At 35.0% G+C, this 25,975-nt stretch carries 25 protein-coding genes; 13 read left to right on the top strand and 12 right to left on the bottom strand.

Going from position 1 to position 25,975, the window contains the following annotated elements:
* Positions 1 to 78: 78 nt before the first annotated feature.
* The 7 genes from K4L44_07935 (at position 79) to K4L44_07905 (ending at position 10,677) form a co-directional block, all read left to right on the top strand.
* The gene (locus tag K4L44_07935) at positions 79 to 885 is read left to right on the top strand and encodes a sulfide/dihydroorotate dehydrogenase-like FAD/NAD-binding protein (protein QZE15752.1); all 807 of its coding nucleotides are present in this window, start codon (positions 79 to 81) and stop codon (positions 883 to 885) included.
* A gap of 26 nt (positions 886 to 911) precedes the next feature.
* On the top strand, positions 912 to 2,366 hold the full coding sequence (gltA, locus tag K4L44_07930) for an NADPH-dependent glutamate synthase (protein ID QZE15751.1): 1,455 nt from the start codon (positions 912 to 914) through the stop codon (positions 2,364 to 2,366).
* 510 nt (positions 2,367 to 2,876) lie between these two features.
* Positions 2,877 to 4,997 carry a trypsin-like peptidase domain-containing protein gene (locus tag K4L44_07925; protein QZE15750.1) on the top strand — a complete coding sequence of 707 codons (2,121 nt, stop codon included), beginning with the start codon at positions 2,877 to 2,879 and terminating at the stop codon, positions 4,995 to 4,997.
* Between the two features lie 315 nt (positions 4,998 to 5,312).
* Positions 5,313 to 7,454, top strand: a complete 2,142-nt coding sequence (locus K4L44_07920; GenBank protein ID QZE15749.1) for a trypsin-like serine protease — start codon at positions 5,313 to 5,315, stop codon at positions 7,452 to 7,454.
* A gap of 61 nt (positions 7,455 to 7,515) precedes the next feature.
* The gene (locus tag K4L44_07915) at positions 7,516 to 8,634 is read left to right on the top strand and encodes an ABC transporter substrate-binding protein (protein QZE15748.1); all 1,119 of its coding nucleotides are present in this window, start codon (positions 7,516 to 7,518) and stop codon (positions 8,632 to 8,634) included.
* A 5-nt stretch (positions 8,635 to 8,639) separates the two neighbouring features.
* Positions 8,640 to 9,668, top strand: coding sequence for an iron ABC transporter permease (locus tag K4L44_07910; protein ID QZE15747.1), 1,029 nt, complete (start codon positions 8,640 to 8,642; stop codon positions 9,666 to 9,668).
* A gap of 10 nt (positions 9,669 to 9,678) precedes the next feature.
* Positions 9,679 to 10,677: an ABC transporter ATP-binding protein gene (locus K4L44_07905; protein ID QZE15746.1), complete on the top strand. Its 999-nt coding sequence runs from the start codon at positions 9,679 to 9,681 to the stop codon at positions 10,675 to 10,677.
* 169 nt (positions 10,678 to 10,846) lie between these two features.
* Here the strand turns inward: K4L44_07905 and K4L44_07900 are convergent, their stop codons facing one another.
* The 8 genes from K4L44_07900 to K4L44_07865 form a co-directional block, all read right to left on the bottom strand.
* Positions 10,847 to 12,007 (bottom strand): outer membrane protein assembly factor, encoded by a 1,161-nt coding sequence (locus K4L44_07900; protein ID QZE15745.1) that lies wholly within the window; start codon positions 12,005 to 12,007, stop codon positions 10,847 to 10,849.
* Positions 12,008 to 12,077: 70 nt separating this feature from the next.
* The gene (locus K4L44_07895) at positions 12,078 to 12,494 is read right to left on the bottom strand and encodes a threonyl-tRNA synthetase editing domain-containing protein (GenBank protein ID QZE15744.1); all 417 of its coding nucleotides are present in this window, start codon (positions 12,492 to 12,494) and stop codon (positions 12,078 to 12,080) included.
* A gap of 69 nt (positions 12,495 to 12,563) precedes the next feature.
* Positions 12,564 to 12,995 (bottom strand): peptidylprolyl isomerase, encoded by a 432-nt coding sequence (locus tag K4L44_07890; protein QZE15743.1) that lies wholly within the window; start codon positions 12,993 to 12,995, stop codon positions 12,564 to 12,566.
* Positions 12,996 to 13,004: 9 nt separating this feature from the next.
* Positions 13,005 to 13,601 (bottom strand): hypothetical protein, encoded by a 597-nt coding sequence (locus K4L44_07885; GenBank protein ID QZE15742.1) that lies wholly within the window; start codon positions 13,599 to 13,601, stop codon positions 13,005 to 13,007.
* A gap of 253 nt (positions 13,602 to 13,854) precedes the next feature.
* A complete protein-coding gene (locus K4L44_07880; GenBank protein ID QZE15974.1) occupies positions 13,855 to 14,391 on the bottom strand; it encodes a glutathione peroxidase in 537 nt (178 codons plus the stop codon).
* 237 nt (positions 14,392 to 14,628) lie between these two features.
* Positions 14,629 to 15,876 carry an outer membrane protein transport protein gene (locus tag K4L44_07875; GenBank protein QZE15741.1) on the bottom strand — a complete coding sequence of 416 codons (1,248 nt, stop codon included), beginning with the start codon at positions 15,874 to 15,876 and terminating at the stop codon, positions 14,629 to 14,631.
* Positions 15,877 to 16,046: 170 nt separating this feature from the next.
* Positions 16,047 to 16,556 carry a hypothetical protein gene (locus K4L44_07870; protein ID QZE15740.1) on the bottom strand — a complete coding sequence of 170 codons (510 nt, stop codon included), beginning with the start codon at positions 16,554 to 16,556 and terminating at the stop codon, positions 16,047 to 16,049.
* A 68-nt stretch (positions 16,557 to 16,624) separates the two neighbouring features.
* Positions 16,625 to 17,539, bottom strand: coding sequence for a metallophosphoesterase (locus K4L44_07865; protein ID QZE15739.1), 915 nt, complete (start codon positions 17,537 to 17,539; stop codon positions 16,625 to 16,627).
* Positions 17,540 to 17,843: 304 nt separating this feature from the next.
* Between K4L44_07865 and K4L44_07860 the strand changes: the two genes are divergently transcribed.
* Positions 17,844 to 18,638 carry a 5'-methylthioadenosine/adenosylhomocysteine nucleosidase gene (locus K4L44_07860; GenBank protein ID QZE15738.1) on the top strand — a complete coding sequence of 265 codons (795 nt, stop codon included), beginning with the start codon at positions 17,844 to 17,846 and terminating at the stop codon, positions 18,636 to 18,638.
* Between the two features lie 377 nt (positions 18,639 to 19,015).
* Positions 19,016 to 20,380 carry an oxygen-independent coproporphyrinogen III oxidase gene (gene hemN / locus K4L44_07855; GenBank protein ID QZE15737.1) on the top strand — a complete coding sequence of 455 codons (1,365 nt, stop codon included), beginning with the start codon at positions 19,016 to 19,018 and terminating at the stop codon, positions 20,378 to 20,380.
* Positions 20,381 to 20,455: 75 nt separating this feature from the next.
* On the opposite strand, the gene K4L44_07850 is transcribed toward hemN, so the two are convergent.
* From K4L44_07850 to K4L44_07835, 4 genes are all read right to left on the bottom strand, one after another.
* On the bottom strand, positions 20,456 to 20,722 hold the full coding sequence (locus K4L44_07850; protein QZE15736.1) for a hypothetical protein: 267 nt from the start codon (positions 20,720 to 20,722) through the stop codon (positions 20,456 to 20,458).
* Positions 20,723 to 20,769: 47 nt separating this feature from the next.
* Positions 20,770 to 21,270, bottom strand: a complete 501-nt coding sequence (gene tpx, locus K4L44_07845) for a thiol peroxidase (GenBank protein QZE15735.1) — start codon at positions 21,268 to 21,270, stop codon at positions 20,770 to 20,772.
* Positions 21,271 to 21,437: 167 nt separating this feature from the next.
* Positions 21,438 to 21,938, bottom strand: a complete 501-nt coding sequence (locus K4L44_07840) for a ferritin (protein QZE15734.1) — start codon at positions 21,936 to 21,938, stop codon at positions 21,438 to 21,440.
* A gap of 141 nt (positions 21,939 to 22,079) precedes the next feature.
* Complete coding sequence (locus K4L44_07835; GenBank protein ID QZE15733.1) at positions 22,080 to 23,303, bottom strand: isocitrate dehydrogenase (NADP(+)); 1,224 nt, start codon at positions 23,301 to 23,303, stop codon at positions 22,080 to 22,082.
* Between the two features lie 554 nt (positions 23,304 to 23,857).
* On the opposite strand from K4L44_07835, the gene K4L44_07830 reads away from it, so the two are divergent.
* The 4 genes from K4L44_07830 to K4L44_07815 all read left to right on the top strand — a co-directional run bounded on the left by K4L44_07830 (position 23,858) and on the right by K4L44_07815 (position 25,974).
* Positions 23,858 to 24,073 (top strand): hypothetical protein, encoded by a 216-nt coding sequence (locus K4L44_07830; GenBank protein ID QZE15732.1) that lies wholly within the window; start codon positions 23,858 to 23,860, stop codon positions 24,071 to 24,073.
* A 162-nt stretch (positions 24,074 to 24,235) separates the two neighbouring features.
* Positions 24,236 to 24,448 carry a hypothetical protein gene (locus tag K4L44_07825; GenBank protein ID QZE15731.1) on the top strand — a complete coding sequence of 71 codons (213 nt, stop codon included), beginning with the start codon at positions 24,236 to 24,238 and terminating at the stop codon, positions 24,446 to 24,448.
* Positions 24,449 to 25,224: 776 nt separating this feature from the next.
* Complete coding sequence (locus tag K4L44_07820) at positions 25,225 to 25,461, top strand: thioredoxin family protein (protein ID QZE15730.1); 237 nt, start codon at positions 25,225 to 25,227, stop codon at positions 25,459 to 25,461.
* 36 nt (positions 25,462 to 25,497) lie between these two features.
* Positions 25,498 to 25,974 (top strand): nitrophenyl compound nitroreductase subunit ArsF family protein, encoded by a 477-nt coding sequence (locus tag K4L44_07815; protein ID QZE15729.1) that lies wholly within the window; start codon positions 25,498 to 25,500, stop codon positions 25,972 to 25,974.
* Position 25,975: the final 1 nt, after the last annotated feature.

Below are 25,975 nucleotides of genomic sequence, written 5' to 3'. Positions count from 1 at the left end.
ATTTTTGCAATATTGTTTGAGTAAAACATGGCCTATTTCATACGTTAAAAATAGACCATAATTTAACGAAAAAAGAGAATGAATAAAATTATAGGCAAAGAATTTTTCTCGGAAAAAGTGGTTGCTTTTGAAATTGAAGCCCCCCTGATTGCCAAATCAAGAAAACCTGGTAACTTCATAATCCTCCGTGTCGGAGAAAAAGGGGAGAGAATCCCTCTAACTATTGCTGGTGCTGATATTGATAAAGGTACTATTCGCATTGTTGCTCAGATTGTTGGTGCAAGTTCTAAGAAATTAGCCGATTTAGAAATTGGTGATTACATAACTGATTTAGTTGGTCCACTAGGACGCCCTACTGATATCCATAATGTTGGTACGGTTTTAGCATGTGGTGGTGGTGTTGGAGTAGCTCCTCTTTTACCGATTGTAGAAGGTTTTAAAAGGGCAGGGAACCGTGTCGTTTCAGTTATTGCTGCAAGATCAGAAGAACTTGTTATCTTACGTGAAGAGATGGAGAAATGGTCTGATGAATTAATTATTATGACCGATGACGGTTCTTTAGGACAAAAAGGGCTGATTACTGAAGGTATGAAGCGTGTCTTGGATCGTGAGAAAGTGGATGAAACTATTGTTATTGGTCCTGCAATCATGATGAAATTTGCTGCAAAACTCACTAAAGAGTATGATATTCCAACTCAAGCAAGCTTAAATGCTATGATGGTTGATGGGACAGGAATGTGTGGTGCTTGTCGAGTTACAGTAGGGGGTAAAACTAAGTTTACATGTGTTGATGGCCCAGAATTTGACGCCCACCAAGTGGATTTTGATGAGATGATGATGCGTCTTAAAAGCTATGTCAAAGAGGAAAAAGTCCCTGTTGATTAATCCCCAATTTCAATTTAATTAAGCCCATGTTGTTAGATAGATCAGAAGCGTGGAGAGAAGCGCTTCGTAAAAAATATAAAAATAAAGATCGTGTCTCTTTAGAAAGAGTCATAATGCCAGAGGTTGCCCCTAGTGTCAGAGTTCTACATCAAGAAGTAGAGGTCAATTGTGGCCTTTCGATGGAAGCTGCACAGAAAGAGGCAATACGTTGTATGGACTGTGCAAATCCTACTTGTATTTCTGGTTGTCCTGTTGGAATCAATATTCCTAAATTTGTTAAGGAGGTAGAAAAAGGTGATTTTATTGAGGCTTCGGCTACGTTAAAAGATAAAAGTGCTTTGCCTGCTGTATGTGGTCGAGTATGTCCTCAGGAGAAACAGTGTGAAGCGAACTGTTTCTATACTTTAAAAATGAAAAAGCCTGCAGTAGCGATTGGTTACTTAGAACGTTTTGCTGCTGATTATGCTCGCGATCATGCAGATCAAATTACGTTGCCATCCATAAAGAAAAATGGACATAAAGTGGCCGCTGTAGGTTCTGGACCTGCATCGTTATCTTTTGCTGGTGACATGATTAAAAGAGGGTATGAGGTTACCGTTTTTGAAGCATTACATGAGATAGGTGGTGTTTTAAAATATGGTATTCCTGAGTTTCGTCTTCCAAATGATATTGTTGAGCATGAGATCGACAATCTTCGTAAACTTGGAGTTCGTTTTGAAACGAACTTTGTGGTTGGAAGAACAGCTTCTTTTGATGACCTGAGAGAGCAGGGATTCGAGGCCTTCTTCGTCGGTAGTGGGGCAGGATTACCTCGTTTTATGAATATTCCTGGAGAGAATCTTAATGGGGTCTTTTCTGCAAATGAATACTTGACTCGAGTGAATTTGATGGGTGCATATCAGGATAATTCTGAAACTCCAGTTTTAAGAGGCAAAAGAGTTGCTATCATTGGTGGAGGAAATACTGCAATGGACTCTGTACGTACTGCGAAAAGACTTGGTGCAGAAAAAGCAATGATTGTATATCGCCGTTCGATGGAAGAGATTCCTGCTCGTGTGGAAGAGGTGAACCATGCTATTGAAGAGGGCGTTGAGTTTATGTGTCTTCATAACCCTGTGGCATATTTCGGTGACGAAAATGGTCGAGTAAAATCGATGAAACTTCAAGTCATGGAACTTGGTGAAGCAGACGAAAGTGGACGTCGTAAACCTATTCCTATTGAAGGTAAATTTGAAGTGATAGATATCGATCTTGTAATTGTCTCTGTTGGTGTATCTCCAAATCCTCTTATTCCTTCTTGTTTGCCATCTATACGAACTTCTAAATGGGGAACTGTTATTGTTGGAGAAGATAATATGCAGTCTGATGTGAAAGAGGTTTTCGCTGGTGGTGATATTGTTCGTGGTGGTGCAACAGTGATCCTTGCTATGGGTGATGGTCGTAAAGCTGCTGAATCAATGGATACCTATTTGCAGAAGTAGTTCTTTTTAAATGATATTATTAAAGGGTTTTATCTTGTGGATAGAACCCTTTTTTTATATGTGTCTTTTTACTTTATGTGTTGACGGATTCAAATTTTGATCGTTCGTGGCCTCAAATAAATAGTTTTTATTTGATGAAACCATTTTATGTTACTTCGTCTATTTCCTGAATCTCCTCCCATAATAGACCTAGCCTAATTCGTTTTCTTAATGTCAAGAGGCAGGAATGTCAAGGTGAAGATCTTCTCTTCGATTGAATAAATTTTGAAAGATAGATGTTTAGGATAGTCTTTTTTGAAGTGGTGTCAGATCCCCTATAGTCCTTTATTAAGGTCGTGGATGATTCAGTGAAATTTATCCACATTGATTTGAATGGGGTATTTATTTTATCTCTAGGATTTATATGGATTAACTAAAATTAAGCAATCATGTCCTTAAATGTTGCTTTTATTATCATTAAGAGTACTATCTTGTATTTATAATTTCTATGTTGAAAATGATATTTGTTGTATGAAGTTTTTTTTTATCTCTCTTTTCAGTAGCTTAATATTTGTTTTGGTCTGTCTTTTTGAGGTGCAAGCAAATAATATTCCGTATTTGAAGCATTCATTAGCTGATGATATTCAAGTGTATTCTTTGCCTGAAAGAAATAATGAGCGACTGCTAGAAAAGTTTCCTGAAGAGAAAGGGAGCAGACTACAGGTTGCATTTCCCAATTATGTAAATATCGACTTTCTTTCTCATGCAACGAAAGTTGATTTTGACAACCACTCAAGAGTTTATATTTTAAAGTTTGTCTCTAAAGATGCGCTTTTTATGAGTCTGAATTTTTCCAAGATGAAAATCCCATCAGGGGCAACTCTTTTTGTTTATGGTAATAAAACTACTTCTTATTATCCGATACAATCAGGAATGGACAATGCTTTGGGCGGTTTTCAATCAGATATTTATCGAGGAGATACTTTGTTTGTTGAACTTGACGTTCCCAATGATATTAAAGAACTTAACGCAGAACTTATAATCGAGAATGTAAATCATGGATTTCGACCTTTTGGTGATATAAAGCCGGCAGAGACAAGAAGAAAGAGTTTTGGAGATTCTGAGTCTTGTGAGGTGGATATTAACTGCTCTTCTAATTCAGAGTACCAGCTATTAAAACGAAGTGTATGTCGAGTGTTTATTTCAGGATCACATGTTTGTACAGGAACTCTAATGAATAGTCGTGGTGTTGAGAAACCACCATATGTCTTAACTGCAAATCATTGTATTCAAGATGAGACTGAAGCTGCAAATGCAATCTTTCACTTCAATTATGAATCTTATACTTGTAACGGTTTAGAGGGGCCTACTTACAACCTTATTAGAGGTTCCCTTCTACGTTCTACTTCCATCGACTTAGATTTTTCTTTAGTCGAGATGAATGGCAATCCTTCTCCTTTTACTGAGCCATATTATGCAGGATGGGATGCAACAGGTAACTTGACTGATATGGTATATGCTATTCATCACCCTAAGGGAGATGTGAAGAAATTGAGTGTAAGTCAAGCCACTCCATCTTTTTCTCAGTTTGACGATAAGACTGTTCAGAACAGTTCTATCTTAATTAAGAAGTGGAACCTTGGGGTTACTGAGGGTGGTTCTTCAGGAGGTGCTCTTTTTGATAATAAGAAAGTAATAGGTTCTTTGATTGGAGGTGCTGCAACTTGTGTGTCGCCTAATTATGATTATTATACTAGTCTTTTTTATACTTATGACCATTTCCCTGAAAAAAATATGCAGCTTAAGTATTGGTTGTCTAATGGAGCAGATATAAGATCGATGGAGGGTTATGATCCTCAAGAGGATGCAAACACGATTTCCGAACTGAATCTTAATATAGATCCTTTTGGTGATTATCGTCATGATTATGGAGACCTTAGGCCTGTTGAAGCTGTCGGGGAACGGTTTCAATATAGTACTCCTGTTTCGGTTCATTATCTATCCCTTAATTTTTTTGTTGGAAGTGAGTTTAGTAAACTCTCTGATCATCGAATTGTTGCCACTTTCTATAATATGAATGATCTATTTCATCCTGTACGTAACTTTAGTTTCTTGGCAAGTCTTGTTCAAAAGGATAAGTCTATGATAATTAAATTACCGTCTCCTTTGAAAATGGATAAAGACCATATGGTCGTTCTTTCTATAGAAGGAGAGAATTGGCAAGATTATCTTTCATTATATTACAGTGCGCAAAAGAAAGAAACTGAAAATACTGCATATTTTAAGTTAGGAGAGGAGTTTTTTCCAATGAGTGCAAGCCCTGTTCATTGTGCTTCTTCTTTTTTTATTGGAGAGATTATAAGTCATCCAAATAAAATGAAGACTGCAATTCAAATACAGGATTCTATTGCGATCAAAATTTTCCCTGAAGGACAAAATCTCCCAGGTCACTATCGCATACAAAGTCAGAATGATTATGGACTTGCAACTTTATCAATATATGATATACTGGGTAACAAGTTAGAGGTGAAACAGCTTCTAATCTCTTCTGGAGAGACTTCCTTGGTGATCGATGATCTTCCTTCTGGAATATATCTCTTTAGTCTTCGAAATGAACACCTTAATTTTAAAGGTAAAATGGTGATGTTTTAGACTTTGCTTATAAGTGTTCTTTTACCATCTTCGTTATTAATAATAAGGAAATTAATATGAGATTGTAAGTGAGTGTGTTTTATGTGAGATAATTTTTGAGAAATAAACAATCTTCTTAGCTAGGATGTTTTTATTCAAAACAATATCTGTTTTTATGTCGATTAATATCAATGATAAACACTAGTCCTTCGTGTAATATTGTGTTTTTTGCTTTTTCATAGACTCAAAGAAGTTTCATCCCTAGGTATGAATTATATTCGTGTTTATGAGAATGTTATTGTGTGCATTTAAGTAGATAACTCTTAAAATAGTCCTATGAAGAAAGTCTACTTCCTATTAGTCTTTATGATTTCTGTGTTTTTCTTGTACGGAAATAATATGGCAGACAATACTCCTAAACCTTATACTAAGTATAAGATGGTTTTGAATCGATCCAATCAACAAGTGTTTACTGTAACTTTGCCTCTTTTTAATAATCATGATCTGAGAGAGATGTTTCCGGTGGAGAAGAGTAAACGTTTGCAAATAGCTTTTCCTTACTCGCTTAATTTGAATTTTATTAGAAAAGCAACAAAGATTGATTACGAAGATAAAAGTTGTGCTTATTTAATGAAAATTGCATCCAAAGATGCCTTGTTTCTGAGCATGCAGTTTTCAAAGATGCAGATTAACTCGGGCATGCATCTTTTTGTTTATGGTAATAAAACGAATACATTTCATCCTGTTCAGAATGGTATGGAGAACTCTATGGGGGGATTTCAATCTTGTCTTTATAAAGGAGATACTTTGTTCGTAGAATTAGATGTTCCAAGTGACTTAGGAGTGGAGACGTGTCACATTCAATTAGGAAGTGTAAAACATGGATTTAGAAATCTTGCTGAATTTGATGACAATGCATTTCAAGAGAAACAATTTAAAGTTTCTGGATCCTGTCAAGTGGATATTAACTGTACCGACAATGAGGAGTATCAACTCCTAAAAAGAAGTGTGTGTCGATTGCTTATTTCAGGGGAATATGTTTGTACAGGGACACTGATTAATAGTAAGGGTGGGGAAAAGCCTCCTTATGTTTTGACAGCAAATCATTGTATCTCATCAGATGCAACTGCAAGGAATACTTATTACCATTTTAATTATGAATCATATAGATGTAGTGGCTTTGATGGTCCTCATTATGATCTTGTATATGGAGGGACCGTTAAGGCTACGGCTGAAGATTTAGACTTTTGTTTGGTTGAGATGAATACGAAACTTTCTCCTTCGAATAACGCTTATTATGCTGGCTGGGATGCTACAGGAATGTTTACTCCTGATGTGGTTGGTATCCATCATCCTTCTGGAGATGTTAAGAAATACTCTATAAGTCATGAAGCCCCTACTTTTGGGAACTACGGGCAAGGAATAGTTGCAAATAGTTCGGTCCATATTAAGAAATGGAATCTAGGAACAACAGAGGGTGGTTCTTCGGGTTCGGCACTATTTGATGATAAAAAAATAATTGGTTCTCTGATAGGAGGAGTATCTAAGTGTGGTAATCCGTATGATGATTATTATTCAAGCCTATATTATACCTTCGACCATTATAATGAAAGAAGTAAACAGCTTAAATATTGGTTAGTAGGGAATGAAGATATACGTAAAATGGAGGGTTATGATCCGAATAAAGATTCAGATAATATGTATGAGTTGAATCTAAATGTAAGTAGAGAAGGTAATGCTAAATCAGACATCAATGAAAGTATTTCTATCTCTGCAATTTGTGAACGGTTTACTTATGATCAGGATGTGATGATAGAAAAAATCTCTGTTACCATGTATATCAAAGCTAATTATGAGGGTTATAAAGAAGACAATGTTGTTTTTAGAGTGTATAATATGTCTGATATCAATGCTGGTACTTTAACCCCAATAGCACAATATTCATTGTCGGCAGAAAAATTAACATTCAACAAATTAGAAATAATTGGTTTAGCTAGTCCTCTTAAAGTTTCAAAAGACCATATTATATCGGTTTCTCTTGAAGGTAAATCATGGAGACAAGACTATATTCCATATTTCAGTGATAATATTACGAATACTGCATATTATGTTTCGAATGGTGTCATGATTCCGATGAATTCATATCCGATGAGTCGATCTGGAGCATTCTTTATAGGAGAATTAGTTTCTTATAATAAAGGAAGTAGTTCAGTTCGTGTAAACAGCGATAATAATGAAGTGAGGGTGTTTTCATTAGGAAAATCAAGTTCAGGAAAGTACTGTGTTCGAAGTTCAAAGAATCTAGGAGATGTAGATTTTAAGGTTTATGACATCTTAGGGAATAAAATCTTAACACAAAATCTTTCTATCTCTATAGGTGATAATCATTTAACCATTCAAGTGTCAAGGCATGGGGTTTATTTTTACTCTATAGAGAAGAATGGAGTCCATTATAAAGGTAAATTTATCTCTTATTAATGTGATTATTTCAACTAAAGCCAATATCTTTGGCAATGGATGTAATAATTTAAGTTGATTCATGTATAAATTTTTTAGTTTCTTAGCAATTGTTTTATTATTAGTGGGTTGTGTCCCAAAAAGTAAAACAAAAGAGGATCACACAAAGCACAATCGCTTTGCTAAGGGGTTTCTGATTGATTATGAAAAAGAAGTTTTGGAGATCACTTCTCCATGGCAAGGTGCTAATATTCACCTTTCATATACTAAGAAAAATACTTCAAATATTCGTAAAGAAGGAGTGATGTCGATCGCTTTACCAAAACAGATGAAACGAATCGTCTCTTTCTCTACGACTCATATTGGTTTCCTCCGCGAACTAGGTATTTTAGATCATCTTGTGGGGATTTCTGGTGCCAATTATGTAAATGATCCTGCCTTATTAGAACGAATTAAAAATGGAGATCTACAAGATGTTGGATACGATAATACGTTGAATGAGGAGCTGATTTTATCATTGAAACCAGATGTAATTCTAGCTTATGGCGTAGGAAGTGAAGTGATGGATCTCTATGAGAGGTTCCAAAAATTCCATATTCCAGTGGTGGTGATTGGTGAGTATAATGAATTACATCCTCTAGGTAAACTTGAATGGATTAAGGTTTTTGGATTTTTGTTTGATAAACAAGATCTTGCAGATGCAATCTTCAATAAGAAAGAGATTGCTTATACCAAGTTAGTAGAGCAAGTGAAAAGTTCAAATCTTAAGAAACCATCTGTGTTGACTGGTTTTCCATACAAAGATGCATGGTGGCTGGCTGGCGGTAGAACATTATTGGCTCAACTGATTAGAGATGCAGGTGCCAATTATCTTTGGGATGATAAAAAGGTGAATAAAGCTTTTGTTGTCTCGTTTGAAGAGGTGTATCTGAAATCGAATAAAGCGGACTTTTGGATTGATTGTGGGGTTATGAGTTCTAAAAAACAGATTGTAGAGAGCGATCCACGTTTTCAGAAGTTTCGTCCGTTTAAAGAGAATCATATCTATAATAACAACCTTCGTATGAGTCCTGATGGTGGGAATGACTATTGGGAAAGTGGTGTGGTTAATCCAGAGTTAGTTTTAAAAGACATGATTGCTATTTTTCATCCAGAATTGCTTCCTGAACACTTGTTCTATTTTTATCAAAAAATAAATTAGATATTTTGAAATCAAATCGACGATATATTCTTTTTTTTATTTTTTCATCTCTGTTTCTAGTATTGGTATTATTACTAGATCTCTATATTGGTAGTGCAGAAATAACATGGAGTGATCTTGCTGTGATTGTTACTGGTGGAAAAACATCCAACCCGATATTGAATGACATTGTCTGGGATATACGTGTCCCAAGGTTATGGGCTGCATGTATTGTTGGATCCACACTTGCGGTTGCTGGTCTTCAGATGCAGACGCTTTTTCGTAACCCTCTTGCAGGACCCTATATTCTCGGGGTGAGTAGTGGTGCAAGTCTAGGAGTCGCTTTCTTAATTCTTGGGGTGGGAAGTACCTATTTCTCTTTTATGGGCAGTGCTTGGGGAAGTTGGTCTTTAGCCTTGGCGGCATGGATTGGTTCTGGAGGGGTTCTACTTTTTATCTTATATCTCTCGTCAAAAGTGCGAGATATTATGACTATTTTAGTTCTAGGAATACTATTTTCTGGAGTTACTACCTCCATCGTAAATTTACTTCAATATTTTGGGAGTGAGGCTGCATTAAAGTCTTTTGTCGTTTGGACAATGGGAAGTATCGGATCTGTGACAAATACCCAGTTGATGGTAATGGCAGCAGTCTCTTTCTTTGGGGTTTTTCTTTCGTTTTTGATGAGCAAACGATTGGATGCATTTATGCTCGGTGAGCGATATGCTCTTAGTTTGGGTGTGAATCTTAAATTGACTCGAGCTGTGATCTTTTTGTCTACTACAATGATTGCAGGTACGGTGACAGCATTTTGTGGGCCTATTGGATTTATTGGTGTGGTAATTCCACATATATCTAGAATGATTCTTTCAACTGCAAGCCATCGAATTCTGATTCCTGCATCGATGATTTTGGGTGCTGTTTTTTTAGTCGCTGGAGATATTATATCACAAGTTCCTGGTTTTAGTATGGTTCTCCCAATAAACTCAGTAATGTCACTTCTTGGTATTCCTATTGTTTTATGGGTGATTTTGAAAAAAAAGATAATCAATTAATCCATTGTCAATGAAGTTAGAGATCTTAAATGCTACCGTTGGATATGTCGAATCTGGTGATAAAAAAAAGGTAAAAAGTGCTATCTCTCTTGAAGCAGAACAAGGAGACATTATTGCATTGTTAGGAAGTAATGGTGTCGGCAAAAGTACTCTACTCAGAACAATTGTTGGGATACAACCTCTATTAGAGGGAGAGGTTAGATACAATAATTATCTAATTGATGCTTATTCTAAACAAGATTGGTCGACGAAGGTGAGTTATGTCTCTACTGATCGTATTATGGCCCCTAATATGAGCGTGTATGATATTGTAAGTCTTGGGAGGTTCCCATATACCGGATGGATGGGGCGATTACGAAAAGAGGATGTCGTAATGGTCGAACAATCCATGAAACAAGTGGGAGTTTGGAACTTTCGTGACCGTGAAATTTCTACATTAAGTGATGGAGAGAAACAACGTGTTATGATTGCTAGAGCATTAGCTCAAGATACGGAGATCTTAATTTTGGATGAACCAACAGCTTTTTTAGATCTTCCTAATAAATATGAGATCATTTATCTCTTAAAATCCCTCGCTCGTAAGATGCATAAGATTGTAATATTTTCTACTCATGATTTTAATATTGCAACGCATGAAGTGGACAAGTTATGGTTGGTGACCTCAGAACTTTGCGTACAAGGAGCTCCTGAAGATCTTATGAAGACTAAAGATATTGACTCATTATTTAAAAGTGATAAGATTGTTTTTGATATTGAACAAGGTGATTTTGTATCTGTACATGATTCTTCGCTTTTTGTCTCTGTTCAGAATAATACAAATAACAAGGAGGCTTATTTGTTGGTTACACAAGCCCTTAAAAGATGTCATATAGGCATTACGAATGATTTAAACGATATCGTTCTAACAATAAGGGATGAAGGGTATTGTTTAAAGTTTATTGACCATGAGACTTATCATGAAAACATATATTCTCTGTGTCGTTGTATCTGGACTCTAAAAGATGCATAACGATCTAAATCAACTTTATTCAGTGAAGTGAATGTAGCATGTTCAGATTTTTGTGTTTTAATGAATTCAATTTGATTCTTTCCAATATCTTTTTTATGCTTTTGGTGAAATAAAACAACGATGTAATTAAGATAGACTTCGCTCTATATTACATCGTTGTTTGATAATATTAGAAGGCTTCTCTAATCCCAAAATAGAAACCGAATCCATCTTTTGAATAGGTCGTATCAAAACGAATATTTAAACGTTCATATGGCAATATCATATATCTTGCACCTGCTCCAATTGTTGGTAGCCAATCGGCTTTGTTAAAGCTGTTATAGTAGCCATATACTTTCCCTACACCAGTAAAAATGGTATATCCAAATCTATTCTTAAATAGTCCAGTACGCTTTCTCCATTCTACATCCAAACTGACTAAGTTCTTATCTATATATGAACCTGCTGCATAACCTCGTTGTAGACCACCTCCACGGCTGTGTCCATACATAGAAAAATTCTCTGGTGTTGCATCACCAGATAGAAAATTCCCTACAATATGATATGCTAAAATAGAACTGTTTTCGTCATTTAAAGAGAAGAAGTGGGCATAATCAATAATATTTGCAAAGAGATGATTGGCCCCTTTCCCCTTCGTATTTGGAAAATAATTCAACCCGTAGTATTTCACATAGAATCCATGATAAGGAAAAAAGATATTGTCTCGATAGTCTGCTGTTCCGAGAAGACCAATACCATGGGTGATGGTTCTACCTGTAAAATCAGCTTGTTCTAGAATCTGTTCTGATTCGTCGTCTCTTCCTGATATGCTTATATTACGATAGTTATAACGTAGTCCAAGAAATAATTTCTGCCATACTTTACGTTGGATGTCTAAATTCATTGCTAAAAGGCTTTTTTTAGCATCCGCATCTCCTAGTTGGCCTAAATTCATAATTTGATTGATTCCTCCAGCCCCAAATGCTAAATTTGCTCTCCAAGAATCATGTTTTAGGAATGTCGTTTGTTTGGCTCCAACTAGCCACGATCCATTGGTAGTTCCCATCACATAAAGGGCCGTGGTTGTTGGTGGAGATATTGTATCTGTTTTATCTGGATAATATGTAAACATATTCGCGACAGAAACTCCAAATTTGGTTGCTGGATCGTATGAAGGGAGTGGGATAAGTCTGTACTTCATCTTCGACCGTTCCTCTAGGGCATTAAAAGTCTGTTTTTGAAATTTACTACTTTTCTTTACTTTTTCTTGTGCTTGACCAATAGATGGTATGACTATAGCTATTGTAAGAAGTAGTATTGTGAGAACATATTTTCGATTGGCTATCATCATTGATATCAATTTTAGTTTAACCTTCAATTGAAAGAACAGCTAAAAACGAAAATATGTTCATATGTTTTTACTATAATGTTTTCCAAAGCCTTGCGAGTGAATGCCCTGGAGCATCAATCTTTAGGTCAAGAAAATGTCCAAAAGGGGTTTGGTGGGTAACAAAACCACCATTTTTTAATCTTATATCGCATTGATTCAATAGATTTTGAGTAAACTCCCAATCTGCTTTAGCCTCTGCAAGGTGTGCAAATGAGTGTATTATGACATTGGTGGTGTTATTTTTTCTACAACACCATTTAAGATGGTTGGCTAATTTCTTATCTCGTGATTTTAGATTCTCATCTTGATCTGATGGTTCTGCATGTATAAATGCTAGAATTGCATCATTTATGATTGTGGTGGCTGTAGGACAGTCGGGGGCGATATCAAGACTCTTTTGGTTTGGAGTATATTCAAAAGAGTTGACATAGAAGACAAGTACTTTCATGAAAAAATCTTTTATACAAAAAGAGGGAGTCGCATTTAAGCACTCCCTCTTTTATTTCGTAGATAAATATTATTCAAAGATTACAATCTTTTCGATTTCGTCACCAGAACGAATATCATCGATCACATCCAATCCTTCGACTACACGACCAAAACAGGTGTGGTTACGGTCAAGATGTTGTGTATTCTCTCTGTTGTGGCAGACAAAGAACTGTGAACCACCTGTGTTTCTTCCAGCATGCGCCATAGATAGTACACCGCGATCATGATATTGATTATCTCCATCCAATTCACAATTGATTTTGTAACCAGGTCCTCCCATTCCATTTCCGTCAGGACATCCACCTTGGATAACGAAATCAGGGATTACACGGTGGAAAGTCAAACCATCATAAAAACCATCCTTCGACAGTTTCACAAAATTGGCAACTGTATTAGGAGCATCATTCTCATAAAACTCCACCTTCATCATTCCTTTTTCAGTATGAATTTCTGCGTACATAGTAAAACTTTATTTAGTAATTGTATTTTCTTTTTCTTGTTTACTTAATCTATATAAGTAATGGGTTGATAGCACTGGAAACAGAAATGTTAGTATTGCAACAATAATATTCATTGGTTCCGAAGGTGCGGTTATAATCCAATGTGTCACTAGAAAAGCACCTAGCACTATTGCAAGTATGCGTAGAAAAGTAAGAGAATTACTGCTGCGATCTTTTCTATTGATCAGAATACAACCTAACCAACCCAATGCTCCAATAACACTTATTACGCCATATATACGATCCCCATTATAGATTAACTGTCCTCCATAGATAAGTGGAATTGCCGTAAAGATAAGCATTATTCTTTGAATACTCTTTACGAGGCGATGTAACACTTGGTGGTCGGTAATAGGTGAGAGAACCCCAAACTTTTTATTCCTTCCAAATTCTGAGGTATCCCAATTGTCAATTTCTTCTTCTTTTTTGATAATCCCTCTTTGTTTTGCAACCTGAATCAATATATCTACAGCTGCGGGTTCATAACCATCACGAAGAACCAAGGCTTTTCGTATTTCGAAGTCTGTAAAAGATTTAATTTGTTGTTCAAGTTGATAGGTATCCATAGAGTAATATTTTAATGAAACACAAAAATAAGGTAATAAAAGCCAAAAGCCAAAGTTTTTTAGAATTGCTATTTTTTGACTTCTTGATGTTAATATACCATGTTACCTAATCAAAATCACTGATCATTATCAATTGTAACCTAAAAGGTAAATTACAAAGACATGTTGAATTGATAAAAAAGTATTCTAATTGATATGCTAGTTTTTTGATTCCTAGATATTTCTATTGCTGTATGTCAATCGATGAAATCATCTACTGACCTTCAATCCATTTAATTATTTTTTGACTGTCTGGTTTCGTAGTGGGGTAGTAGTAGTCATGTAAAGTACCATCTCTGTTTATCGCATATTTCTGAAAATTCCATTTGACGCTACTACTTTTTACGTTGTTCAGTTTTTTTGATGTTAACCACTCGTATAATGGGGACTTATTGTCTCCTTTTACATGTATCTTAGACATCATCGGAAAAGTGACTCCATAGTTAATACTACAGAAACTCTTTATTTTGTCTTCTTTTTCAGGTTCTTGTTTGCCAAAATCATTGCAAGGAAAACCGATAATGACAAATCCTAAATCTTTGTATTTGAGATAAATGTCTTGTAGTTGTTTATATTGAGACGTAAAGCCGCATTTAGATGCAGTATTCACAATAAGTATCTTCTTGCCTTTAAATTGAGACATCGATATTATGTCACCATCGATTGTTTCCACTTCATAATCATAGAATGATTCTTGTGAAATTGCTAATTTAGGTTTTACGATAGCGAAGAATAGAGTCAATAATAGCATATAAGTTTTGATCATGTTTTCTCTTTTTATTTTCACTTTTAGGAACAAGAAATATTATGAAATGTTTTTTATAAATCAATAAAAAAGAGTGTTGTGTCTCTTTTGTTGATTTAAATTTGAAGTATTGAGCACCCTCTTATTTCTGTCGTGGTTTTTTGTTTAATATTTATACATAAGATAAAAAGAACAAAAGAGACCTCATCATTATGAAGGATCTTTTGTTCTTATTGAAGAAGATTAAAAGCCTAGTGATATGGCAATCGTATGCACATTAGTAGGGTCATATTCTCCTACAAGATCTCCACGTATTGGTGACGTTTGATCAATTTTATTGTCGGGACCATACATGAAATTATAGCTTAAAGAGAGGTTCATCTTTTCTCCTAATTTTTTGGTTCCACCAACACCAAAACGCCATATCTCACATAATGGAAGGTCTGGTGTTCTATATTGATCTTCAACAGGAGAGGTGTCATATGAAACACCTGCTCTTGCAGTCCATTGATCATTGATGAAGTAGTTTGTGCCTATGCCAATTCTATATGTATCTTGCCAATCTCTATTCATTTCAACACTGTACTCTTCTTGAAGAATAATTGGTTGATAATCGAATGATTTCCAATTTGTGTATCCAACATCAAATAATAGTTCAAAATCGCCCATATATTGACTTAAACTAAGATTTATTCCATGTGGTATTACCATTTCAGTAGAAAATGGAACGGAAGTTTGAGTTATTCCTCCTCTATTAAAGTTATTTACATCCGCATCTCCTGAAAAGTCGATGTCTGACTTATAACGATAGGTTAAGCCTAGAGTGGTTTTTTCATTCATTCTGTAATGAACCCCAAGCTGAAACCCTACATTGAATGATGTCCCGTCCATTTCTGCATCTGCATCTTGACTTCCAGATATTACTCTTGGGATCATCATTTTTTCAGATAACATTCCCAAATATAAGTTCAGACCAAATCCAAAACTCCATTGATCGTTTAATTTATATGCAACTGCTGGTGCAATATTAACAACAACTAGGGTTGCCTCTGTTAAATAATATTTACCATCCCAATCTGTACCGTAATCTAAGGCTGATCCCATAGGGAAATTAAGTGTTGCACCGACGGACCACTGTGTATTTATGTGTTTCATCCAATAAACTCCCAATGCAGGAGTAAAACCGCCCGCATTATCATCGGAAGAACTTGAAGTCTCTGAATGATAATTAAATCTGGGAATCATTGCTTGTATTCCAATTAGCCATCCCTGATTTTCTACTTCAGTCATTGCTGCAGGGTTGAAATATACAGTGGAGGCATCGTGAGAAACAGCTCCCTGCCCCGCATTCGCATTTCCAATATTTGGGGTTCCTACTTCGTAGAGAAGGAGACCGCCTTGTTGAGCAAATAGGTTTCCACTTAATAGCAACAAGCCCAAGACAAGCAACCAAGCTGCTCTGTCTTCTAAAAATTGAATCGTATTTCTCATAGCAGATGTTTTAGTTCAAAAATACCAGTATGTAAATAGATACAATTAATCGTTCGATTGGTTCAATTGGCTGTCTCTTGTTTGTTGTTGGCTAACAGTTGTTTATATGTGTTGAGATGCAATGATGTTGAATGAGAGACACTCTATTTTCTAGTTCAATTATATTTTAATTATTTAAATAAGAACATACGAATTTTAGTATCTGAGAATATAACATTCATCTCTTCAGGACGAATCTGATGTTCCATCCCTTTAACAATAAGATGTCTATCTTCGGGTAAATAAATCACATTTAGATAGTCTAATGTCCCATTCCTTGGAACTGTTTTATCCAACTCTCCAAACACATAAAATGAGGATTCCCCCACATCTCTAGAACGAGTTAAATTTGGCATTAGTTTGTCCACTATTTCGTGTGAGAATGCTGGATTTATAAGAATTGCTTTGGTTGGTTTTTGTGCTATCAAACTATGAGCTACCATAGAACCTGTTGATGATCCTATTATTAGGTCATAATTCCCATCATTAAAAAGGTTCCATATCTTATTCTCGACCTCTTTCTCATAGTAATCGAAAACAGGGGCATCAATATCTTTAGTATTAAGATTTTTTTCGAGCACTGCTCTTTTTTTTTGTGTTAGTCCAGTTGATTCTAGTCCGTGTAGGTAAAGTGTTTTCATATAATTATAGTATTAATGCATAGATGATTTATTTCTATTATTTGATTTTGTTGGATGCATAAACGATCTTAATTTTTAGGCAATTGTATTATCTCTGATCTCTTTAATTGATCATCTATAACCCACGTTTTATAGGTTCGATCTTTATGCAATTCAATGACTCTTGCCCCCATACGAAGCTTACCATAACAAGTTTTGTCCCCACTGCATCTTCCATAAATTAAAGGAAGACCATACAATTGAGAGACGTAGTCATTATTATGATCATGCCCTACAAATATACCTTTAAAATGTTTTTTCCAAAGGCAATAGAAAAGCCCACTATTTATTTGAGGCGAACATACCTTTTCTTTGCAGTGCCCAACAATGTGGAAGTCTCTATACTTTCTCTTCGTAGCAATAGAGTATTCGGGTACAGGGATGTGTTGGAAAGCCAAATCATCCAGGTGATCTTGTTCATTCGGATGAAGCTGTTGGTACATATCGTTTATATCGAAGATCGTTTTTTGAGATACCCAAGCATATCCTTTAATACGTTTATCAGTGGACATGCTCCCACTATCAAAACCCCAAAGATTCCATACTATCCTCTTTTTATCGTATATTGGAATAACATAGCAAAGAGGTTGCTCTTTATATGCCTCGATATAGTTGTATTGCGCATATTTACCTCTTTTTAAGAGTTCGTATATCTCATTCTTTTTTGCTACTTCTGGATCATGATTTCCTAATACCATCGTGTAAGGTATTTGAGTCTCTTCTAGAAAGGCAAGAAGCTGTTTCCAACCATCGAGAGTATTCTCTTGACCTGTAACGATGTCTCCCGTGAAAAATAATAATTGGGGTCTAGAGGCTTTAATGATGGTGAGTAATTTATTGAAGTAGCTATCCTGATTCGGGTTTTTTGCATCAATATGCAAATCTGTAAGTTGTAGTACGCGAAATGTGCTGTCTTTAAAAATAAACTTTTCTTTTGCAAACATAGTGAAAGAGAATAACAGAATTAAGCATACACATAACAAATTTTTACGTATCATAGTTTAGGCTTTAAGTGGTGAGTATACAACATTTCGTTCTTTGTGAAAAGGGAGCTGTAGATGATTATTTTATTGAATCTTAATATTTAAATTCCTTCTGTTCTTTTTGATAAGCATAACTGTATTATCTTGCATAAAATAGGATTATGAAATGAACCCCATTTTGATGTTTCTTCGAAACAGAACTCGATTCCTAAAGTTACAAAATTGACAATCCAATTTCTATAAATATCGATTAAATATATTTTAAATGAAGAATAAGGCAGTATTAATTTTTATCACGATTATCTTACTGGTTACTTTTACTATTATCAAATTATTACAAAATAATAAGAAATCAAATTGTCAAGATATCGTTGCGATTGTAGGGGCGATGCCAATAGAGATTAGTGAGTTCTTAAGTCGCATAGAAAATCCACAAACGGTGTATATTCAGCAAATTCCATTTGTTACAGGCTATATTGATAAAAAACCTATTGTATTATTAAAATGTGGTATTGGAAAAGTAAACTCATCTATGTCTACCACTCTTTTAATAGATCATTTTAATCCATCTAAGATACTATTTACTGGTATTGCAGGGGCAATGAATGATACTTTGCACCCAGGAGATATTGTAATTGGTACCAGATATATGCAGCATGATTTGGGTACTTTTGTCATGGGTAAAATGGTCAACTGGGCTGTTCCTAATATCCATACAGATAAAGATCTACCTCTTTATATTGATGCCGATAAATCCCTCTTAGCCAAAGCACATAATTTATATGACTTTCAAGAGAGATGTTTTTTTGGAACCATAATTTCTGGGGATCAATTTATCTCCGATAGTAATAAAAAGAGAGAGTTAAATGAAACAATTGCCCCATGGGCTGTTGATATGGAAAGTGCTGCCATAGCACAGGTTTGCTTTCAGTTAAAGACCCCATTCTTAATCTTTCGATCCATCAGTGATAGTGCCAATGATGAGGCTGAAGAGACATATACATTTAACAAAGAGAATGCTGCGAAAAAGAGTGTAGATATGATAATCAAGATCTTGTAGTTGTGTTTTTATGAGTTCTCATCGACTCTTTTTCATAATCGAATCTAATTGTAGAAGCCTTATTTAGGCTTTTCAATCTCATGATGTTCTATTTTACAACCTATTCTGTTGTCACACAATTGGTCCAAAACATTTATTCTATTGATTGTGTACATCTTATTTGGGGCTAGATTGCAAGCATATGAATGGAATAAAACCTCTTTATAACGAAATGAATTTATGAAAGAATCATTTAGGATTAGTAACTTTTTTTGTTATGAATTTCTATCTATAGAACCTTGTAATTCCCCATTCTTTTTTCACAACATGCCCTAGTTTGTTATCTTTGTAGTGTCAACAAAAACTTTGTTGATAATGTATTATTAAAATAGATTCGAATGAGTATTACCGACCTTATTGCGAAATACAATATTCCCATTCCACGATATACAAGTTATCCTACTGTTCCTTATTGGGATACTGATAAACCAGACAGTAAGAGGTGGTTTGAAGTGATTAAAGATACTTTTGATCAGACTAATAAATCTAAAGGAATTGCGATTTATATCCATTTACCATATTGTGAGCGATTGTGTACCTATTGTGCTTGTACAAAGGTGATCACAAAGAATCATGATTTGGAGGCTCCTTATATTGATGCGCTTCTAAAAGAGTGGCAACTTTATCTTGATACTTTTAAAGATCGTCCCATCATAAGAGAGTTACATTTAGGTGGAGGTACACCGACTTTCTTTTCTCCAAGCTCTCTGGAACGCCTATTGTCTACGATTATTGAATCAGGTGAGAAACATCCAGAATATGAATTTAGCTTTGAAGCACATCCAAATAATACGACAGAAGCACATCTTCTAACACTATATAATCTAGGTTTTCGTCGTTTAAGTTTAGGGGTTCAAGATTTTGACCCTTCCGTTCAAAAGGTGATTAATAGGATACAATCTTATGAGACAGTTGAGACTGTCGTAAAACAGGCTCGTTCTATTGGATATGAATCCGTAAATTTTGATCTGATATATGGACTTCCGAAGCAACAGTTGTCAAGTGTTGAAGATACACTTCGTAAGGTTCGCGTGCTGAATCCAGACAGAATCGCTTTTTACTCTTATGCCCATGTCCCTTGGAAAGAGAGAGGCCAAAGAGGATTTACTGATGATGACATTCCTAGAGGAGAGGAAAAACGTGCTCTTTATGAAGTAGGGAAGCGTCTTTTAATGGAGATTGGTTATGAGGATATTGGGATGGACCACTTTTCGAAAACTACTGATAAACTTCATATCGCAAAGGAGAATGGTACCCTTCATCGTAATTTTATGGGGTATACGACTTCTGAAGCCGATATGATTGTAGGTTTAGGTGCATCTGCTATTAGTGATGCTGGAAAGGCGTATATGCAAAATGAAAAGAGTATCGAGGCATACAAGAAATGTATGGAAGCTGGAACTCCTGCATTTATTAAAGGTCATTTCTTGACACATGAAGATCGTACTATTAAACGTACAATACTAGATGTTGCCTGTAAAATGAAACTTACTTTTAATGATGATCTCGTAAACTACATGACATTTCAAATGTTGTCCCAACTAAAAGAGATGGAAGCAGAGGGAATAATTGAGCGTAATGAACGTGGTTTTGTCTTAACTCCTGAACTAGGAAAGATGTTCCTTCGTAATGTCTGTAGTGTATTTGATATAAGAATGCATGATAGAGCAGAGAGAAATGATAAGTTTAGTAAATCGATTTAGATTTTTTTTCGTTAGAAGAGATTGTTTTTAAAAAGGAGAGAGGTTATCTTGTTTTCAAGATAACCTCTCTGCTTTTTAAGGGTTCAGCATATCAGGATTATAGTATCCTAAGATGCTTTGAATCATCTGGCAGTAGACCTTTGCTTCTTTATTTTTATGCGTTGCATAGATCTCTTCAAATAGGTTCAGTGCATCTCCCCATTTCTGCATCTTATAAAGTATCTCTCCTTCAAGCATCTTGTAAGAGAGCGTTTCATTATCTTCTGCTTCTTGAATGAGTGACAGCGCTTCATCAAGTTTTCCTTGTTCGCTTAATGCTTTTATCTGTTCTATTTTCATCATAGGATAAAATTTTAATGCTGCCCTTTATTGAATATGCGATATGACTATTAAAGCACTTCTAATGCAGCAGCATAATTAGGTTCGTTTGTAATCTCAGGAACATACTCTACAAAAGTAATCACCCCCTCTTCATTAATTACTACCGTACCACGAGCTAGAAGACGAAGTTCGTCCACTAAGAAACCGTATTTTGTACCAAAGTCTACATCTTTATGATCTGAAAGTGTCACAATATTGTTCAACCCTTCTGTTGCACAAAAACGACCTTGAGCAAAAGGAAGATCACAAGATATAGAGAGAATGACTGTATTATCTAATTTTGTAGCTTCTTCATTAAATTTACGGTTCTGTGCTTGACAGACCCCTGTGTCGATAGAAGGATAAACAGCAATAACAACCTTTTTACCTTTAAAGTCAGAAAGTTTTGCAGGAGTTAAATCGTTTCTTAAAACGGTAAAATCAGGTGCAGTATCTCCAACTTTCACTTGTGTCCCAACTAATGTTACAGGATTTCCTGCAAAAGTCACTAACTCATTATTCTTATTCATAACATTAACATTTAAATATTCGATAATCCAACAATGGATTATCGAATGGGGTAAAATCTTATTATACTAAGAAGATGGCAAAAGGAGTACGTTCTATCATTTTAATTGATAAAAATGTTTATTACGCCTTCTTTTTAGATGGGTAATCTTTTTACCTTTTCAAGATCTTAGGCTTGAACAAATGTTCTAGCACCTAATTCACGATCCATCATTAGGATGCCTTGACCATCTCCTTTAATTAATTTCAAATTATTTATAATATCACCTACTGTTGATTCCTCCTCAACTTGTTCATCTACAAACCACTGTAGGAAGCTTTTAGTTGCATGGTCGTTTTCACTGATTGCAACATCCATGATGTTATTCACCGATTCAGTAATATGTTCTTCATGTGCTAATACCTGCTGAAAAACTTCTAACACAGATCCAAATTCATAAGGAACTTGTTCGATTGCTCCTAAATGAACACGACCACCACGATCATTAAGATAGTCAAAAAACTTGTCCGCATGATCTGCTTCTTCTTTTGCTTGAACACGCATCCAGTTTGCAAATCCTTTTAGTCCTTCTGCTTCGAAATAAGCAGACATAGCTAAATATAAGTATGATGAATAATACTCTTTATTAATTTGATCGTTAATTGATTTTGCTACAGCTTCTTTAATCATAATATAAAGTGTTTAAATAGTATTTTTAAAACAGATTGACTCAAAAATAACCAATTATTACAAATATCAATAACAATCTAAGTCATTAGAAGTTTATTTCAATAAGGAATATAATTGAACTTCTTGACTACTAGAAGATCCCTATAAAAGAACCTCTAATGTTTTTTTGACCTCATTGATGAATGTATCGGTATCTAGATAATGAGATCTCTCCATTTTCTCTCCATGGATTGCAAGAGCTAGGTCCTTTGTCATCTTTCCAGCTCTTACTGTTTCGACACAAGCACTCTCTAATGTTTGACAGAAATTAATTAATGCCTCATTGTTGTCTTTTTTTCCTCGAAATGCGAGTCCTCTTGTCCAAGCAAAAATGGAAGCAATAGGATTCGTTGAAGTTTCATTTCCTTTGCAGTGTTCTCTGTAGTGTCTTGTGACCGTTCCATGGGCTGCTTCAGCTTCAAGAATTTCTCCATCTGGAGTCATCAATACAGAAGTCATTAATCCCAATGAACCGAACCCTTGAGCAACAATATCACTTTGAACATCTCCATCATAGTTTTTACATGCCCAAACAAAACCTCCATCCCATTTGATTGCAGCGGCCACCATATCATCAATTAATCGGTGTTCGTATGTAATACCTGCTGCTTCAAATGCAGTTTTATAGTCTTTCTCAAATATCTCTTGGAAGGTATCCTTAAAATATCCATCATACTTCTTCAGAATGGTGTTTTTGGTTGAAAGATAAAGAGGCCAGCCCTTTTGAAGTGCCATCTTAAAACAAGAGTGTGCAAACCCTTCGATCGACTCTAAAGTGTTATACATAGACATTCCAACACCTGGACCTTCATATTGATAAACTTCCATCTCAATAGGTTCACTTCCATCATCAGGAATGAATTTTGAAATGAATTTGCCTGGCTTATCTGCTACAAAATCCGTAGCCCTATATTGATCTCCAAAAGCATGACGACCAATTGTGATTGGTTTGGTCCATTGTGGTACTAGTCTAGGAATATTATCGATGACAATAGGTTCTCTAAAAATAGTCCCTCCAATAATATTACGTAAAGTGCCATTAGGGGATTTATACATCGCTTTTAGACCAAATTCCTCGACTCTATTCTCATCGGGAGTGATTGTTGCACACTTTATCCCAACATGATATCTCTTGATTGCTTCTGCTGCCTCAATTGTAATCTGATCATTGGTTTCATCTCTCTTTTGAATACCTAAATCATAATACTTAATATCTAGATCGAGATATGGAAAGATGAACTGTTCTTTGATTTTAGTCCATATGATTCGAGTCATTTCGTCCCCATCTAACTCTACAACGGGATTAACTACCTTTATTCTTGTCATTTAACTTTCGGTTTTATGTTATTTGACTTCATAACAATGTTTCGTGAAAAATGTTTTACAACAGATCAGTCTAAAATTTAATTTTGCTTTTGATGTTATGATAATTTGAATTTATCCCTTTGATATGTAGGTATTTGTATGTTTGTAAATTTTATTGATTTGGGGTTTTAGATGTTTACTTTTTGCTGATGTTGTTTTCAAAAATGTAAATAATTGAGTCATGTTTCTTCCTGAAGAGAATATAATTCTCTGTTGTTTGATTTGATTGTTTAATCCGATCTTGTTCGAATTATTTAAATTGTATTACAGTTCTAAATGTCTTTACCTTTGCTGGCCCTGTTTGTTTAATTGAAATATTGCTTTAAACAAAATGTGTGTTTGTCGATAATGAGTAGTAGCAAGCCAAGGTTGTTATTTTAAGTATGAATAAAGATGTTAAATAGCATCTTTATTTAATCTGACATAAAGTTGATTATTTCTTGTAAATTAATCATATTGCATATGTGTTTATTAATTTTTATTAAAATTCATTACCGTTAAAAACATATTGTCTTATGAGAATGTTGTTAAGAGTTATTTTAAGTGCATTGATTGCCACTTTCGTAATGGTAGGTGGTGAGGTTTGGATTAATTACTTTCAATCTGAGAGCTTTAATCTAATGGAGATGACAGGTGAGCTTATTGGGGCCGTGATTCTAGTTGTGGTTATTACCGTATTGTATAACATCATATTGGAGAGGCGTCGTCGTTCCCATACATGGGAACTTTAATATAAACGTGTGGAGTTTTAGCTATTCGTTGAATTTTAGTTAATAACTCCGATAAATAGTACCTTTACATACTACATCTATTTTAGTTAAATAATCAAACCTCTTTGATTCTATCCCCTTTGCTGTCCCGTATCTATTGATTTATTAAAACATATTTTAGGTATGAGAACTTTTTTAAGAATAATATTAGGCATCTTTATGGCTTCTTTTATGTATAAAGGAGGAGATATTTGGGTGCAATACATTTTGTATAACAAGGTGAGTTTCTTACCAATTATATCTGATTTTTTCTTTGTTGTTTTTATTTCTGTCTCTGTAATTGGTTATATTCTTTGGGAAAGAAGAAAACAATATCAAATAACGGACTTAGATTGATCTAATTTATTTTGTTGTGTGCAGCAGAAATTTAGTGATATACGTTTTTTCATGCTCTTCGTAGAGTTACAACAATCCTTCTTTAGGTGCATTCCGTGTAATGTGCCTATTTTTTTGTCTATGGCGATGAGTTTGTTGTGTTTCCTGTGTCAAGATACCCGAGGTTATTAATATCATTTCTATTTTGAGTCTTGCTTTTTATCTTGTCTTTATTGAGGAGGTAGATGCTTTCTAAGCTATTTCATAGTGGTTTCATTCGTACTTTGTCCATGGTTTGTCCATGGTTTGTCCATGGTTTGTCCATCGATTCTCCATCGATTCGGTGGATGAACCATGATTAAGATATGAGTAAAGTATGGACAATGTAGCCTACAATATAGGATTTAAATAGTAGTTAGACAGAAGAAGGCACTGTCCAGAAGAATGATAAACACTGTGGACACTGTCAGAAAAAGAATTTAGGCAGATGTATACAATGTTTTTCTAGTGAACTTATGTCCAGAATATTATTGTTTGACCAATTGTATAATTCTACGTTGAATATTGTATAACCCAATATTTAGTAAAAATAATTTATTTATTATGATACATAACATCCTTCTTGTTGTTAAAAAATAAACCAATGAGTTGGTTTATTAGAAAAAAAGTGATTCTTTTGTTCGTAATATTACGAAATACGTGATAGCCTTTGTGCTAGGAGGTTGTTCGTTGGTAATATCTTTTTTTTAAAAACGTTCGTATTTCTACGAATATCGAATTATTAATATTGTAGCAAAATGAAAAATATTGTAGTACTAGGTACAGGATGTGCCAAATGTCAAAAGCTTGAAGAGCAAACTAAAAAAGCAGTATTAGAATCAGGTTTGGATGCCAAAGTCACCAAAGAGGAAGATATTATGAAGATTATGCAGTATGGTGTGATGACTACTCCTGCATTGGTGGTGGATAATAAAGTTGTCATGAAAGGGAGTGTTCCTTCTGTAGATGATATCATCGCTTTAATTTCTAAATAAATCCTAATTCAATTTTTAACTGATAAAATGAAATTTATGAATCATCAGATCAAAACTTATGCCATTGTTATTCTTGCTGTTTTAACAACATTTGCTTTTAGTTCATGTGATGGAGGAACATCAGGAAAGTCTACTTCTAAAGAGGTTGCTGTAAAAGAGAAGCGTGCAGAAGCTGGTTGTGGCGGTTGTAGTAGTGCCCAAAAGAGTGATGCGCCAGTGAAGGTTTATTATTTTCATGCTACAAGACGCTGCGCTACTTGCCAAGCTGTAGAGAAGGTGTCAAAAGAGGCAATCAAAAATGCCTTTGGAGAAAAAGTTACTTTTATTTCTGTGAATAAAGATACTGAGAAGGACAATCCAATGATCGAGAAATATCACATTTCTGGTCAGAAGCTACTTGTGATTCAAGGGGATAAGGTGGAAGATTTAACTAATTTGGCTTTCATGAATGCAAGAACCCATCCTGAGAAATTAGAGTCGAAGTTAGTGAAAACGATACAAGATAAGTTGTAGA

Source organism: Prolixibacteraceae bacterium (assembly GCA_019720755.1).
Lineage (GTDB): Bacteria > Bacteroidota > Bacteroidia > Bacteroidales > Prolixibacteraceae > Halosquirtibacter > Halosquirtibacter laminarini.
This window is presented reverse-complemented; position numbering and strand designations above follow the sequence as displayed.